Origin of the sequence: Alcaligenes sp. SORT26, from assembly GCF_017377875.1 — a bacterium.
Classification (GTDB): Bacteria; Pseudomonadota; Gammaproteobacteria; order Burkholderiales; family Burkholderiaceae_B; genus Alcaligenes; species Alcaligenes parafaecalis.
In genome coordinates, this window is the sequence record NZ_CP070975.1 from 3,919,135 (window position 1) to 3,934,860 (window position 15,726).

The window sequence follows — 15,726 nt, forward strand, 5'->3', positions numbered from 1 at the left end:
GGGTAGGGCGCTCAGGCGCGTGGGTGATGGGCTGCGTGCAAGGCTTTCAAGCGCTCACGTGCCACATGAGTATAAATCTGGGTCGTGGAAATGTCGGCGTGCCCCAGGAGCATCTGCACGACGCGCAAGTCGGCACCGTGATTCAGCAAATGAGTTGCAAAAGCATGACGCAGAACGTGCGGGGACAAGGGGGCCAAAATCCCGGCCTGGGCAGCGTACTTTTTGACGATCAGCCAGAAGGATTGGCGGCTCATGCAGGTGCCACGCGCGGTAATAAAGACAAAGTCGCTGCGTCGCTGGCCCAGCAAAGCCGGGCGGGACTCCTGCATATACCGCTCGATCCAGTGCATGGCTTCTTGGCCCAAGGGAACCAGTCTGTCCTTGCCGCCTTTGCCCTGATCAATGCGTAGCACGCCGTCGCTCAGGCTCAGGTTTTGCAGGGGGAGCTCAGTCAGTTCAGTGACGCGCAAACCGCTGGCATACAAGGTTTCCAGCATGCAGCGATCACGCAGTCCCAGGGGATTATGAATGTCTGGTGCTGCCAGCAGGCGCTCTACCTGCTCTTCGGACAAGGTGTGCGGGACGCGCGGGGCCTGACGGGCACTGCTCAGTTCCAGGCAAGGATCATCCTGACGCATGCCTTCCTGTACCGTCCAATCGTAAAAGCGGCGCAAAGTCGCTAGTCTGCGGTTGGCGGTGCTGGCTTTGCTGTGGCCGGACTGGCTGGCCATCCACTCTCGTAAATCAATCGCTTCTAGCTGCTCCAGCGGCTTTCCCCCGCGCTCTTGCTGAGTCCATTCTTCCAGGCGCTCCAAGTCCTGCCGATACGCTTGCTGCGTGTTGGCGGCCAGGCCATCCTGCAACCAGAGCATGGTGATGAAATCGGAAATCAGACTGGCTTGCGTCATGGGAATGGAGGCGTCATAAAGCCGGGTTTCAGAGAGCTTTAGTACAGGGAAACAGGGCGAGAAAGTCATCATGCTATCACTCCAGCATGATGATCTTCATTCAGTAGATAGGGTGTCCTGCGCTATATACCTATATATATTTCCTGATTATACTAATTCGTTACACCCGTCCTGGAGGAGAAAACAATGTTTAAACGTGTCGTATCGGTAGCCGCCTTATCCCTGTTCCTGCAAGGCACCGCCCAAGCCGATGAGTTGGTGGTGGCCGCTGCTGCCAGCCTGACCAACGCCTTCAAGGAACTGGCCGGTCAGTTTGAAGCAGAGCACCCCGGCACTAAAGTGCTGACCAGCTTTGCCGCATCGGATGTCTTGTTGCAGCAGATCGTCAATGGCGCTCCTGTGGATGTGTTTGCGTCGGCAGACCAGAAAGCCATGAACAAGGCCGAGGAAGCCAAGGCCGTTGATCCCGCTACTCGCAAGAATTTTGTGCAGAATCAGGTTGTGCTGATTGTGCCTAGCGACAACCCCGCTAAAGTGACTAACGCTGGCGATCTGGGCAAGCCAGAAGTCAAACGTGTTGCTCTGGGTAATCCTGCTGTGGTGCCGGTTGGCCGCTACACCCAGGCTGCTCTGGAAAAAGCCGGTCAGTGGGATGCGGTCAAACAGCGCGAAATCCTGGGCCAGAACGTGCGTCAGGTGCTGGATTACGTGGCCCGTGGTGAAGTGGAAGCCGGTTTCGTGTTCGCAACCGACGCAGCCATCATGAAAGACAAAGTGGAAGTGCTGGAAGTGCTCAAGACCACCGAGCCTGTTACTTACCCGATCGCTTTGGTTCAGCGTGACGGCCGTAACGACAAGGCCCAGGCTTTCCAGGATTTCGTCATGTCCGAGTCCGGTCAACAAGTGCTGGCAAAATACGGTTTTGCCAAGCCTTGATAGATAGGATTTTGATAGCAGGATGACTTCACTTTGGATTCCCTTGTGGTTATCGCTTAAGGTCGCCGGTTGGGCGACCTTGTTCGCCTGCGTGCTGGGCATAGGCATTGCCTATGCCTTGTCGCGCTGGCGGTCGCGCTGGTGTGACCTGCTCGACTCCATTCTGACCTTGCCCATGGTTTTGCCGCCCACCGTGATCGGCTATTACCTGCTGGTCTTGTTGGGGCGACGAAGCGCTGTAGGGCAGTGGCTCTCCAGCATGGGGATTGAGCTGGTCTTTACCTGGCAGGGCGCCGTCATTGCCGCAACAGTCGTCGCCTTTCCCATGATTTTGAAAGCGGCTCGTGCAGCTTTTGAAGACGTGGACCCGCGACTGGAAAATGCAGCCAGCGTCTTGGGCCTGAAACCCCTGGCCATTTTTTTCCGTGTCAGCCTGCCTTTGGCGGCGCGTGGCATTATGGCGGGTGTCTTGTTGGCCTTTGCCCGTGCATTGGGCGAGTTCGGGGCCACCCTGATGATTGCAGGCAGCATACCTGGGCGTACCCAGACTATGTCGATTGCCATTTATGAAGCGGTGCAGGCGGGCGAGGATCAGCAAGCCTTGGTGCTGGTCGCTATCATTTCGATTACCTGCGTGCTGGTTCTGTGGAGCACCAGTGCTTTGTCACCGCGCCATGTACGTCGTAAAAGAGGGATGTAATGAGCCTGAATGTACAGATTCAACGCACTGTGGTCAGCGAGGCCCGTCGTTTCGAGCTGAATATACAGATTCAAACCGAGGCCCGGCATATTGCCTTGTACGGGCCGTCGGGCTCGGGTAAATCCTTGACGGTGCAAAGCGTGGCCGGTTTGTTGCGTCCCGACCATGGCCGCATCCAGATTGGCGATCAGGTTTATTTTGATTCTGAAAAAGGCATCAATCTGAAACCGCGCGAGCGTCGGGTGGCCTATCTGTTTCAGGATTACGGTCTGTTCCCGCATCTGACAGCGGCGCAGAATATCTGCTTTGGCCTGAACACGGGCTTGTTCAACCGCTCGGTGCGGGACATGCCTGCGGCGGCCCAGCGTTGGGTAGAGGCGTTTCAGTTGGAGTCTGTGCTGAACAGCTATCCTGCCCAGCTATCGGGCGGGCAAAAGCAGCGTTGTGCTCTGGCTCGAGCCTTGGCAATCAAGCCACAATTGCTGTTGCTGGATGAGCCTTTGGCGGCCCTGGATCAGGATTTGCGTGCCCGTTTGCGGGCCGAACTGGCTCAGTTGCAAAGCCAGATCGATATTCCCACCATTTTGATCACGCATGATCCTGAAGATGCCAGGGCCTTGGCCCAAGAGGTCTACCGCATTCGCGATGGACGCATCATAGAGCGCTGTACCAGCGCTGATCTGGAACTGGCTACAGCGTAGCGATCATCACGCTGGAGGCTTTGAACAGCGCATAGGCGGATTGGCCTGCTTCCAGGTGCAAACGCTGTGTGCTGTCCAGGGTGATGCTGGCCGTCACGGTCAGCCCTTGAGGCAGTTCCAGACGCACTTCCGCATTTACTGCACCGGCGATGACATCGGTAATCTTGCCGGGCAACTGGTTGCGGGCGGACAGCGAGTCGCGCGTATCGCCAGTACCAATCATGATCGAGGACGCTTTCAGGAAAGCCAGTACTTTCTGTCCTTCGCGCAGGCCCAGGTTTTCCGTGCTTTCTCGTGTGATGGACGCCACGACAGTTTGGCCCTGGCCAATATCTACATGAATTTCGTCGTTGACGGCACCCGTTTTGATCGTGGTAACAACACCGGGTAGTTGGTTGCGAGCAGAAGTTTGCATGATCATGGTTTGGAGTAACTCCATCTGAGTGGCCACTGAAGGCATTAAGCGACCGATACGGCTCATGAAACGCTGATGCAGCCGGTCGTAGGTTTGGTACAGCTCCAGCAATTCAACAGCCTTGGGCGTCAAGGTGGCGCCACCGCCACGGTGGCCGCCAGTACTGCGCAGCACCAGTGGCTCGCCCGCCATATTGTTCATGATGTCGATGGCGTCCCAGGCCGCTTTGTAGCTGATGCCAATATGGCGGGCAGCGGCAGAGATCGAGCCCAGCTCGGCAATGGCGGCCAGCAAAGCCATACGACGGGCGCTGCCCCAGGTATGGTCGCCCGTGCGCAGCGACAGGCTGCCGGTTAATTCGGTATTGGGAGTGTGTGAACTAGACATGGTGATAAGTGTAAGGGCGAGAGCGAGCTAGGGATAGAGCGCCGGTACAATGGCCGGATCAGCGCTGCTGGCCGTTCTGTTTTCTTGCAACCTTAACTGGTTTTTTCTATGTACGACACCCCCACTGTTTCCATGGCTCAATTGCAGGAGCTCAATAGTGCCGAGACGGTCGTCCTGACCGTGAACAAGCGCTATGCCCGCCGTTTGCTGGGCCATTTGTCGGCCCGCCTTGCCGGAGCAGGGGGGACGGTAGCGGTTCCAGAAATTGTGCCCTTGGGGGCTTGGCTGGGGCAGGCCAGCGACCAGCTTTGTTTTTCCGAGCAATGGCAACCGGCCGCGCATCAGATGGATCGCTTTGCCGCCTTGCAGCGCTGGGAACACAGTATTGAGCAGTGCGAGGAAGAGGGCTATTTCCTGGACGTTGGGCAGGCGGCGCGTCTGGCCTGCGAAGCCGATGCCTTGCTGGATGAATGGAATATTGTATTAAATCCCGGCGAAGCCAGCGTGGACTTCGAGCGTCTCTTGCAGTGGCGTGCGCATTACCGACAAAGCCTGGAGCAGGCAGATCTGGATGACGCGAATCTGGCCGCTGGGCGTGTGCTGAACGCGGTCAGGGCCGGAGCCTTGCACATACGTCATCGTCATATGGTGCTGCATGGTTTCCACGAGTACTCGCCGCGCTTGCAGGCCTTATTAAGTGGCTTGCAGGAAATGGGGGTAGAGATTTTGCGTCTGGAGCATGAAGAGGCTCCGGCAAATCAGGTACACCGGGTGCAGGCGCAAGATGCCGATACCGAATGGCGTTTGGCCGTGCAGTGGGCTCGTCGTCAAGTGGATGAGGACCCGAAGCGTACGGTCGCCATTGTGGCCGCGCAGTTGGAAACACAATTGCCGCTGGTGCACCGCTTGTTGCGACAGGCCATGCAGACCGATCACGGTGCTTTGCCTTATAACGTGGCCGCTGCCCGATCCCTGGCAGAGTGGCCGGTCGTCGAAGCGGCCCTGGCCTGGTTGAAAGCCCTGTTTACGTTGGCGACCAAAGCGCAGGCAGAACCGGCCATGCTGGGCGAGGCTTTGCGTCTGGGGGCGTGTCAGGCCGAGCAGTCCGAGGCCGGAGGCCGTGCTCGTATTGATAAGGCCTGGCGCGACAATCGCATCACGCAAGTGAGCCGTAAAGAATTTGCCGATATGCTCAGCCACCACACGCCCGAACTGGCCTTGGCCTGGGGCAAGGCGATGGAGCGTTTCGAGTCTGTGTCAGCCGGTGCTCAAGGTGTGGATACCTGGGCCTCGGTCATGCGGCAGTGTCTGGAAGCCTTGGGCTTTCCGGGCTCCAGTAGTCTGGACAGTGCCCAGTTTCAAACCCTGGAGGCCTTGGAAACCCTGCTGCTGCAACTGGCGCAGCAAGCACCAGTCTTGGGTCGCATCAGTGCTTTGAAAGCGCAAAGTGCCTTGGCTCGCATGGCCCGTGAAAACCTGTTCCAGCCGCAACGTGATCCTCAATCGCGTCTGGATGTGCTGGGTTTTCTGGAGGCTGAAGGCGGGCGCTGGGATGCAGTCTGGGTTCTGGGTCTGACGGACGATATTTTGCCTGCGGCTGTCAAACCGAATCCCTTGATTCCAGCCCAGGTGTTGCGTCGGGTGCAGGCTCCTCGCAGTACACCGGAACGAGAGCTGGAATGGGCGCGCTGGATGCTCGCCGCTTTGCTGCGCTGTGGAAATCAGGTTTTGCTGAGCGCACCTTTGCATCAGGGGGAGCAAGAGCTCAGGCCCAGCCCCTTGATTGTTCATTGGCCGGTACTGGATATGCCTTGGGCGGTGCAGGCCGAACAGGCCGTTGCGCAAGAGGCTTTATTGGATGAGCAAGGCCCCAGCTTGCGCATGGAAGAGCGCATACGTGGCGGGATCAGTGTGCTGGATACACAGGCTCGTAATCCCTTGTGGGCTTTTGTGAAATTCCGTTTGCACGGACAGGCTTTGCCGGATTACGCCCGTGTGGGTGACATGAATACGCGTGGCATGTTCTTGCACCGTGCTGTCGAATTGTTCTGGCTGCGAGTGAAGGATCAGGACAGCTTGCATGAGTTGATCGGCGAGGGCTCCTTGCAGGATGTGGTGCAAGCCTGCGTCGATCAGGCGGCTCAGGAAGAGTTGGCAGATTATGGCCCGGTGCTGCGCAGTCTGGAGATGGAGCGTGGTCTGGCGGTGTTAAGTGAGTACACCCATCAAGAAGCCCAGCGCCCCCCATTCGCATTGGGGGCGACGGAGCACGAATTGAGCTGGAACCGTGGTCTGCTGCGCTTGAATCTGCGTCTGGATCGCCTGGATGATCTGGCCGATGGCGAACAATTGCTGATGGATTACAAAACCGGCATAGGCGAGCTGCGACCTGATAAAGACTGGTTGCGGCCTAGACCCGTAAATCTGCAACTGCCGTTTTATGCGGCTGCCTTGCAAGACGAGGGCAGAACTGTCAGTGGTTTGGCCTTTGTGCGCTTGCATGCCCGTCAAGTAGGTTTAAGCGGTTTGGCTGCTCCCGGCATGGAGATTGAAGGCCTGACCGAATTGGAAAGCGCGCAGCAGTGGACTGCACAAATTGCCCAGTGGAAGCAGGCGGTGGAAGGTCTGGCTGATGAGTTCCTGCAAGGGCAGGCAGCCAATCAGATCTGGAACCGCAACGATTTGCTGTATTGCGATGTTTTGCCCTTTTTACGTTTATTCCAGGAAGACCTCCAGGACAATGGAGGAGAGGTGTAATGCTGACAGCCCCTAGCGATAGCCCAGCCCGTGCACGGGCGCTGGACCCCGAGTCCTCTTTTCTGGTGCAGGCACCCGCAGGCTCGGGCAAGACGGAATTACTGACTGACCGCATTCTGGCTTTGCTGGCTCGTGTTCAGCGGCCAGAAGAAATTGTGGCCATCACCTTTACCCGCAAGGCGGCGGCTGAAATGCACGCTCGTGTACTGGAAAAACTGGCCGCGGCGGATCAGGAACGCCCAGCCGAACCGTACCGGGTGCGTAGTTGGGAATTGGCACGTGCCGCCATGCAGCGCAATCAAGAGCAACAGTGGGATTTGCTGGCTTACCCGGCTCGTCTAAGTATCCGTACGATTGACTCCTTATGTGCGCACCTGGTGCGTGCCATGCCCTGGATTACCGGCTTGGGCGGCGTGCCCGCCATTACCGACAAGGCTCAGGAGCACTACGAAGCCGCCGCTTGGGCCACGTTAGAAATGGCTGAAAGCGTACCCAGCGTGGCGCGTTTTCTGGAGCATATGGATGTCAACTTGCTCCAGGCACAGGCACTGTTGGCCGGTATGCTGGCTAGCCGGGATCAGTGGTTGCCCGCGGTAGGTCAGGGCGGTGATGTGGCGCTTTTGCAAGACAGTTTGCGCGAGGTGGTAGAGCAGCAGTTACAGCAATTAAGTGACTGCCTTCCCCCCGGCTGGGCGCGAACCCTGGCGCCCTTGGCCTGCTTTGCGGCATCGAATCTGGAAAGCGGTGATGTGTTGGCCCTGGCAGATTGGCAAGGCGATAACTTGGCCCCAGTCATGGACGATTTGCCGCGCTGGCGCGGTTTGGCCGCCTTGTTGCTGACCGATAAGGGCGATCTACGTAAAAGCCTGACGGTGCGTAATGGTTTCCCACCTAAAACCGCTCAAAAAGAAATGCTGACCGAATGGCTGGGCAATTTCCTGGGGATGGAGCCCTGGATTTCGCGCCTGGCCAGTGCCCGCTTGTTGCCTGCCCAGTATTCCGAACAGCAGCAAGAGGTGCTCTCTAATCTGATTCAGGTCTTGTGGCTGGCTGCGGCGCAACTGAAGCTGCGCTTTGCCGAGAAGGCCGAGGTCGACTTCACCGAGATCGCCCAGCGTGCGCTGCAGGCTTTGGGCGATGCCGACGAGCCGGGCGAATTGTTGCTGCGCATGGACAGATCCATACGCCATTTGCTGGTGGACGAATTCCAGGACACTAGCCAGTCTCAAGTGCAATTGCTGGAGCGCTTGACCAGTGGTTGGGAGCCGGACGACGGGCGTAGCCTGTTCTTGGTGGGCGACCCCATGCAGTCCATTTACCGCTTCCGCAAAGCCGAAGTGGGCTTGTTTCTGCAGGTCTGGCAAGCCAGATGTCTGGGTGAGGTAGAGCTGGAGCCGCTGAACCTGAGCAATAACTTCCGCTCGCACCCGCGTTTGGTGGAGTGGGTGAACAAGGTGGGGGCGCAACTGTTCCCGGCTCAACCTGACCCGGATCTGGGCATGGTGACGTATGAACATTCCACGGCTTTCAAACCTGATATTCCTGAATGGGCAGTGCAGTTCCATCCTTCCTGGCATTTTCGGGTTGCGCGTGGTGAGGATGCGGTGCCTTCACAGCAAGCAGCGCAGGAGCGGGCTGTCGAGGAAGCAGTGCAATGTGCGGCGCAGGCGTTGGAGCGTTATCAGGAGAGCGAACATCCGGTAGCCATCCTTGTGCGGGCGCGCTCACACTTGCATGGTCTGGTACGCAAACTGGGCGAGCAGGGCATACCGTGTCGAGCGGTAGAGCTGGAGCCTTTGCAGCAGCGTCCTGTGGTGGCGGATTTGGTGCAGCTAGTGCGTGCGCTGGCGCATCCGGCTGATCGTCTGGCCTGGCTGTCTGTGTTGCGTTCTCCCTTGATCGGTTTGCGCTTGGACAGCCTGCATCGCCTGTGTGCCTTGCATCCGACGCAGACCCTGGCCGAGCTAACACACAATCAGGATTTTGAAGACTGGGAGCCGAATGAGCGTGCCCGTCTTTTGTTTGCCTGCCAAATTCTGCTGGACCGGGGTAATCGCAGTGGTTTGATGCCTTTTGCGGGCTGGGTGCAGGAGTGCTGGACGCGTTTGGGCGGGTCGCAGGTGTACCCAAGCCTGGCCGATCAGGCAGATGCGGAACAAGTCTTGCGGCTGCTGGAAGAGCTGTGTCCGTACGGGCCGCCCGATCAGCAGCAGTTGCAGGCCCGCGTGGAATCCCTGTACGCCACGCCGCAAGGCACGGGCAAGGCCGTGGAGGTGATGACGATTCACAAATCCAAAGGCCTGGAGTTTGAAACCGTCATCTTGTTTGGTTTGCATAAACAGTCTGCTGCGGACTCCGAGCCCTTGATCCGCCTGGAGCATAGCGCCGAGCGCCTGATTCTGGGACCGATCAGTCATAAAGGCAGTGAGCAGCGTGACCCGGTCTCGCAGTTTCTGGCTGCACGGGAGCGTATCCGGGCGGAGCAGGAAAGCCACCGCCTCTTGTATGTGGCCTTAACCCGCGCTCGTCAGGAACTGCATTTGTTTGCAGAGCTGAGCATCACTCAGGATAAAGGCCTGCGTGACCCGGATGGTCGCTCTTTGTTAAGCCGTGTCTGGCCGGTACTGGTTCAGCCGGAAGCCCCCGTCTGGCAAGCCGAGCAAGGCGTGTTGCAAGAAAATGCAGGGCAGAGCTCTGCCGCCTTGTTGCAGCGTGTCCTCAGCCTGCCTGCAGCGCCTCCCGAGCAGTTGCAGGCAGCGACTTCGCAATATCAAAGCTGGCAGTGGTCTTTGGACACGACCCACGAAAAAGCCATTGGGACCGTTGCCCACGACTGGCTGGAAAAGCTGGGGCGTGAAGGACTGGAGCAATGGCCAGTAGAGCGTTTGCAACAAGGCCGCAGCGTGATGCGCCGTCAATTGTTGCGAGCCGGGGTGCCTGCCAACTATCTGGATGAGGCGGCCCAATCCTTGTTTGAGGCGATTGCCGCAACCGTACAGACCGAACGGGGCCGCTGGTTGCTGGGTGTTACCCGTGCGTACCGCGAATGGTCTTTGCTGGATGTCAGCGGTCGGGTGTCGATTATTGACTTGGCGATTTCCCAGGAGGATCACTGGCTGGTTGTGGATTACAAGACCGGACGGCCTGCCGAGCATGAAAGCCAGGACGATTTTGCGGCGCGCATGCTGCTGCGTTATGCACCGCAATTACAGCGTTATTGTGAGCAGGTGCAGGCTCTGGATGGACGCCCCGCGCAGGCTGCGCTTTATTTCCCGAGGGCCGATCTTTGGCTGCCGTATTAATGCTACACTACTGGTCGGCGGGCCCCTCCGCATGGTTCGGCGGTGAATCTGGTCAGGTCGGGAACGAAGCAGCCACAGCCGTGCAGAATCAGTGCCGGAGTCAGGCTCGCCACTTCATTTGCTTATCGGGTTATGCGCGCCCGGTCTATCTGCTTCCCTTCAGCACCGAATCCGGTACACTTTTCCTTTCGCTTATTTGTATTGATGGTTCACGCCGTCCGGAATTCGCATGACCTATCTCGTTCTGGCCCGCAAGTGGCGCCCTCGCTCCTTTGACACCCTGGTTGGTCAGGACCACGTGGTGCGCGCACTGACGCACGCTCTGGATACCCAGCGCCTGCACCATGCCTGGCTGTTTACAGGCACACGCGGCGTGGGCAAGACCACCTTGTCGCGTATTCTGGCCAAGTCGCTGAACTGCGAAACCGGCATCACCTCCAAGCCCTGTGGCGTTTGCCGCGCTTGTACGGAAATTGATGCTGGCCGCTTTATTGATTATGTAGAGCTGGACGCTGCCTCCAACCGGGGTGTGGAGGAAATGACCCAGTTGCTGGAGCAGGCGGTCTACGCCCCCAGCTCGGGCCGTTACAAGGTCTACATGATTGACGAAGTTCACATGCTGACCGGGCACGCCTTTAACGCCATGCTCAAGACGCTGGAAGAACCGCCAGCGCACGTCAAATTCATTCTGGCGACCACGGACCCGCAAAAAATCCCGGTCACAGTCTTGTCGCGCTGTCTGCAATTCAATTTGAAGCAGATGACAGTGCCTGCGATTGTGGGCCACCTGCAAGACATTCTGACCCAGGAAAAAATGCAGTTCGAGCTGCCCGCCTTGCGTTTGCTGGCGCAGGCAGCCGATGGCTCCATGCGAGATGCTTTGTCGCTTAGCGATCAGGCCATTGCTTATAGTGCTGGCGATCTTAGCGCTCAGGCCGTGCAAGCCATGTTGGGCACCATTGATCAACGCCACCTGGCGCAATTGCTGCAAGCGCTGGTCGCTTACGATGCGCAGGCCATTATGGGTGTGGCCGATGATCTGGCCTTGCGTGGTCTGTCTTACTCGGGCGCTCTGGCTGATCTGGCAACCTTGTTGTCCCGTATCGCCATCGAGCAACGCATTCCCGGCACGATTTCGGATGATGATCCCTTGGCAGCGGCGGTGCGGCAATTGGCGCCTACGCTCTCGCCTGATCATGTGCAGTTGTTTTACTCGGTAGCCGTGCATAGCCGCCAGGAGCTGTCTTTAGCGCCTGATGAGTACGCCGGTTTTGTGATGGCGTGCTTGCGTATGCTGGCCTTGTTGCCCGAGCCTGTCTCGGCCTATGTGCCACCGCCAGCAGGGCCTTCGGGGTCTGATACTGCTGGTGCTAGTGCTAGTGCTAGTGCTGGTGCTGGTGCTGGTGCTGGTGCTGGTGCGGCTCAGGCTGCTCCCGCTCCTGCGACAACTCCAGTTGCTTCAGTGGCTGCTTCTGCAGTCCCTGTTGATGCCGCTGCTTCTGCCGCGCCTGTACAGAAAGCTGCGCAGGGTGCCCAAACAGAGCCGAGCACGCAAACGGCACATGCAGTGCAAACAACTCCGCCTGTGTCTGATCCACAGGCTGCGTCTCAGCAGGCACAAGCCTCTGCCCCTGCAGACGCTCCGGCCGCTGACTCTGCTAGTGCTCATGCAGCCCAAGCAGCGCCTGTCGAAGAATCCATTCCTGCGGACGACGATTTTGTCCCTGCCTGGGAAGATGCTCCTGAGCCTGCCGGTGCAGGGGTCAGCTATGACTCTTCAGAGTCTGCCCCAGCGGATGCAAATTTTGACGCCCGTTCCGCGACCAGTCAGCCTCAAGAAGCTGCGACCGCAGTTGCTGACAACAGCGCTGTTGAAGCCGCCCAAGCGCTATCAACGCCTTCCGCTCCGTCAGCCCAGCCAGCCGCAGAGTCCACCTCCGCAGGCCAGGTAGACTCCTCTGCCGACCCTGCCGCAGAACCTTCCAAAGCTCAGGGCAAGAGTAGCGCTCAACCCCTGATGTCTTCCCAGGCCCAGGCTGCCACTCGTGTGGAGCCCGTGGCAGAGGACGCTTCCGCTGCGGTAGCGACTCAGGATGGCCAGCAAGAGCCCGCCTGGGTGTCCGAGGGCATGGACGAAGAGTTCGAGAATTATCAACCCCTGGATATGGACGCGGCCCTGGCCGAAGAAGAGGGCGATGTGCCCTCCGTGTCCATGTCTGATCGTTTCATGCCCGACACCGAACTGGGTTTGCCCGTACCGCAAAGCGGCTCGGACAGCCCCCGTGTGGTGCGTCTGGGTGGGATGAAAGCAGAGACCTGGCCCGATGTCGCCACCAGTCTGCCATTAAGTGGCTGGGCCGCTGAACTGGCTCGTCAAAGCGAATGGCTGGGTGTGAAAGGGCAGGAAATTCACCTGCGTGCCAAAATCAAGGCCACTGAAGGCAGCCAGGGCAAAGCGCGCTTGCGCACCGTCTTGTCGGAATACTTTGCCCAGTCCATTCAGTTGGTGATCGAATACGGGGATACCGGTGATGCCACCGCGCATGCCGTGGAGCAGGCCAAGCTGGCCGAACGCCAACGGCAGGCTGAAGAGCAAGTTACCCGGGATCCCTTTGTCTTGAGCCTGATCCAGGATTTTGACGGTAGCGTCAAAGCAGGGTCGATCAAGGCAACTCCTTTGGTTCGGGCCGCCTGAAATGGCCCCTTGTCAATTTAAATCAATCAGGAAAACCAAACCATGATGAAAGGTCAGATTGCCGGCTTGATGCGCCAGGCGCAGCAAATGCAGGAAAACATGAAAAAGGCCCAGGAAGCCTTGGCCGAGATCGAGGTCGAAGGCGTTTCCGGTGGTGGTCTGGTCAAGGTCACCATGAACTGCCGCCATGATGTGCGCCGCGTCTCTATCGACCCCAGCCTGCTGGAAGACGAAAAAGAGATGCTGGAAGATTTGATTGCTGCTGCCTTTAACGATGCACAGCGCAAAGCCGAGGCAACTTCGCAGGAAAAAATGGCGGGTGTGACCGCTGGCCTGCCACTGCCACCCGGTATGAAGCTGCCGTTCTAATGAACGAACCGCAGATCGCTGAGCCCGAACCGCTTCGGGCTCTGATCCAGGCTCTGCGTCGGCTACCCGGTGTGGGCGAGCGTAGTGCTCGCCGCATGGCCTACCACTTGTTGCAACACGATCTGGTAGGCGCCGACCAATTGAGCCGCGCTCTTGAACATGCCACTACGGCATTGCAGCACTGTCAGCGCTGTAATGGTTTCACTGTTCAACCTATCTGTGAAACCTGTGCCAATCCCCGCCGTGATCCGGCGTTGTTGTGTGTGGTGGAGACGCCTGCTGATCAAAACATGATCGAGGCCACGCATGGCTATCGAGGCCTTTACTATGTGCTGATGGGGCGCTTGACGCCGCTGGAAGGCATAGGCCCGGATGCCTTGCAATTTGACCGCTTGCTAGAGCGAGCTGGTGATGGCCAAGTGCAGGAAGTGATACTAGCGACTAATTTCACCGCAGAGGGCGAAACCACCGCCCATCATCTGGCGGAGATGCTCAGTAGCCAAGGTTTGAAAGTGACTCGTCTGGCCCGCGGTGTGCCAGCGGGAAGCGAACTGGAGTATGTAGACCCCAGTACCATTGCCTGGGCGCTAATGGAGCGTCGCGCCACCTAATCAGGTTTGACCGCTTAGTGGACAAGGGGGGGACACCCCCTTTTGTTTTTAGTATAAGTATTAAACCTAAAAAGTTAATGACCAACAACAAGAAGGGGATTGCCATGAAACTGACACGTCGTCATGCACTCAAACTGGTTGGAGCATCGGGACTGGCGCTGTCCTTGCCAACTCTGGCCCGTGCGCAAGAAATCGAAAAAAAGAACATCACGATTGCCGTCGGTGGCAAAGCGCTGATCTATTACCTGCCTTTGTCCATTGCCGAGATCAATGGCTACTTTGATGACGAAGGTCTCAAAGTCAAGGTGGCGGACTTTGCCGGAGGCTCCAAAGCCCTGCAAGCCGTCGTGGGCGGTAGCGCCGATGTGGTATCGGGTGCGTTTGAACACACTATCAACTTGCAGTCCAAAGGGCAGATGTACCGTGCCTTTGTGCAGCAGGGGCGTGCACCGGCCATTGTTCTGGCTGTGTCCAACAAGACGATGCCTGACTATAAGTCGCCAGCCGACCTGAAAGGCAAGAAAATCGGTGTGACTGCACCGGGTTCCTCGACCAATATGATGGTCAACTTCTATCTGGAACAGAACGGTCTGAAACCGTCGGACGTGGCCTTTATCGGTGTAGGCGCTGGCGCCGGTGCCGTGACCGCCATGCGTACGGGTCAGATCGATGCCATGGCCAACCTGGACCCGGTTATTGGCACCTTGCTGAAAGAAAACGAAGTCCGCGTTATTGCTGACACGCGTACCGTTGCCGACACCAAGACCATTTTTGGCGGCAATATGCCTTCGGCCTGCTTGTACGCGTCTGAAGAATTCATCACCAAGAACCCGAACACGGCTCAGGCTTTGGCCAATGCCATCGTGCGTGCCGACAAATGGATTCAGGCCAATGATGCCGAAACCATTGCCAAGACCGTGCCTGCTACCTACCTGCTGGGTGACGTAGAGCTTTACAAGCAATGTCTGGACGCCAATAAAGAAGCGCTCTCGCCCGATGGCCGCGTAGATGCAGATGGCCCCGCTACCGCCTTGAATGCACTGGCCGCTTTTGTGCCGAATCTGGACGCATCCAAGATCGATACCAGCAAGATCTTTACCAACGAATTTGTCGACAATGCCAACAAGAAGTACCCCAATGTCTGAGGCAGCACTTTCCTTAGACAACATCAGTTGTGTGTTCGCATCGCGTGATGGCAAGGGTACTTACACCGCCGTCCGTGATGCCAGTCTGAACATTGCGCCAGGCGAGTTTGTATCGGTTGTAGGGCCAACAGGCTGCGGCAAGTCCACGCTCCTGAACGTAGGGGCAGGCTTGCTGACCCCTTCGTCAGGTGAAGTGCGCGTGTTTGGCAAACCCCTGGAAGGGGTGAACGAGCGCGCTGGCTACATGTTCCAGGGCGAAGCACTGATGCCCTGGCGCAGTGCCGAGTCCAACGTGATGGCCGGTCTGGAGTTTGCCGGTGTCCCGCAGGACGAAGCCCGCGCCCGTGCGCAGGACTGGCTCAAGCGAGTTGGCCTGGGTGGCTTCGGGGATCGTTACCCGCATCAAATGTCTGGCGGCATGCGCAAACGCGTCATGCTGGCTCAGACCCTGATTCGTGATCCCGACATCATTCTGATGGACGAGCCATTCTCGGCGCTGGACATTCAGACCCGTCAATTGATGGAAAACGAAGTGCTGGAGATCTGGATGGCGCAGCGTAAAGCCGTGCTGTTCATTACGCACGACCTGGACGAGGCCATTGCCATGAGCGATCGGGTGGTGGTTCTGTCGGCCGGGCCGGGCACTCATCCCATCGGCGAATTTCATGTCGATCTTCCACGCCCTCGCGACGTGGCCGAAGTACGCAATGACCCCCGCTTTGTCGAATTGCATGCGGCAATCTGGGCCGTCTTGCGTGATGAAGTTCTGAAGGGTTATGCCCAGCAAAAGCGTGCCTGAT

The 15,726-nt window shown here is 58.1% G+C and carries 12 protein-coding genes and 1 other RNA gene; 11 read left to right on the plus strand and 2 right to left on the minus strand.

Annotated elements, in window-relative coordinates; all coding sequences use genetic code 11:
- Window positions 1-11 precede the first annotated feature (11 nt).
- Window positions 12-908: a site-specific tyrosine recombinase XerD gene (gene xerD, locus JYG33_RS17890; protein ID WP_207875936.1), complete on the minus strand. Its 897-nt coding sequence runs from the start codon at window positions 906-908 to the stop codon at window positions 12-14.
- Window positions 909-1,094: 186 nt separating this feature from the next.
- Between xerD and modA the strand changes: the two genes are divergently transcribed.
- From modA to JYG33_RS17905, 3 genes are read left to right on the plus strand one after another with little or no spacing between them, the layout of a single operon-like run.
- Window positions 1,095-1,844: a molybdate ABC transporter substrate-binding protein gene (gene modA, locus JYG33_RS17895; RefSeq protein ID WP_207873474.1), complete on the plus strand. Its 750-nt coding sequence runs from the start codon at window positions 1,095-1,097 to the stop codon at window positions 1,842-1,844.
- 22 nt (window positions 1,845-1,866) lie between these two features.
- Window positions 1,867-2,544 (plus strand): molybdate ABC transporter permease subunit, encoded by a 678-nt coding sequence (gene modB, locus JYG33_RS17900; protein WP_207873475.1) that lies wholly within the window; start codon window positions 1,867-1,869, stop codon window positions 2,542-2,544.
- On the plus strand, window positions 2,544-3,245 hold the full coding sequence (locus JYG33_RS17905; RefSeq protein ID WP_207873476.1) for an ATP-binding cassette domain-containing protein: 702 nt from the start codon (window positions 2,544-2,546) through the stop codon (window positions 3,243-3,245). Before modB ends, JYG33_RS17905 begins: the two co-directional genes overlap by 1 nt.
- Here the strand turns inward: JYG33_RS17905 and JYG33_RS17910 are convergent.
- Entirely contained in the window at window positions 3,235-4,047 is an 813-nt protein-coding gene (locus JYG33_RS17910) for a TOBE domain-containing protein (RefSeq protein WP_207873477.1), read from the minus strand. The genes JYG33_RS17905 and JYG33_RS17910 overlap by 11 nt on opposite strands.
- A gap of 108 nt (window positions 4,048-4,155) precedes the next feature.
- Between JYG33_RS17910 and JYG33_RS17915 the strand changes: the two genes are divergently transcribed.
- The 8 genes from JYG33_RS17915 (at window position 4,156) to JYG33_RS17950 (ending at window position 15,725) form a co-directional block, all read left to right on the plus strand.
- On the plus strand, window positions 4,156-6,804 hold the full coding sequence (locus JYG33_RS17915; protein ID WP_207873478.1) for a PD-(D/E)XK nuclease family protein: 2,649 nt from the start codon (window positions 4,156-4,158) through the stop codon (window positions 6,802-6,804).
- Entirely contained in the window at window positions 6,804-10,106 is a 3,303-nt protein-coding gene (locus JYG33_RS17920) for a UvrD-helicase domain-containing protein (protein ID WP_207873479.1), read from the plus strand. Before JYG33_RS17915 ends, JYG33_RS17920 begins: the two co-directional genes overlap by 1 nt.
- Before the next feature lie 16 nt (window positions 10,107-10,122).
- Window positions 10,123-10,220: signal recognition particle sRNA small type (gene ffs, locus JYG33_RS17925), an RNA gene on the plus strand.
- Window positions 10,221-10,335: 115 nt separating this feature from the next.
- Window positions 10,336-12,801 carry a DNA polymerase III subunit gamma/tau gene (gene dnaX, locus JYG33_RS17930; protein ID WP_207873480.1) on the plus strand — a complete coding sequence of 822 codons (2,466 nt, stop codon included), beginning with the start codon at window positions 10,336-10,338 and terminating at the stop codon, window positions 12,799-12,801.
- Window positions 12,802-12,843: 42 nt separating this feature from the next.
- The gene (locus JYG33_RS17935; RefSeq protein WP_207873481.1) at window positions 12,844-13,170 is read left to right on the plus strand and encodes a YbaB/EbfC family nucleoid-associated protein; all 327 of its coding nucleotides are present in this window, start codon (window positions 12,844-12,846) and stop codon (window positions 13,168-13,170) included.
- Window positions 13,170-13,781: a recombination mediator RecR gene (gene recR / locus JYG33_RS17940; protein WP_207873482.1), complete on the plus strand. Its 612-nt coding sequence runs from the start codon at window positions 13,170-13,172 to the stop codon at window positions 13,779-13,781. Before JYG33_RS17935 ends, recR begins: the two co-directional genes overlap by 1 nt.
- A gap of 104 nt (window positions 13,782-13,885) precedes the next feature.
- Entirely contained in the window at window positions 13,886-14,926 is a 1,041-nt protein-coding gene (locus JYG33_RS17945; protein ID WP_207873483.1) for an ABC transporter substrate-binding protein, read from the plus strand.
- Window positions 14,919-15,725 carry an ABC transporter ATP-binding protein gene (locus JYG33_RS17950; protein WP_207873484.1) on the plus strand — a complete coding sequence of 269 codons (807 nt, stop codon included), beginning with the start codon at window positions 14,919-14,921 and terminating at the stop codon, window positions 15,723-15,725. The genes JYG33_RS17945 and JYG33_RS17950 overlap by 8 nt, the downstream gene beginning before the upstream one ends.
- The last annotated feature ends 1 nt before the right edge of the window (window position 15,726 follow it).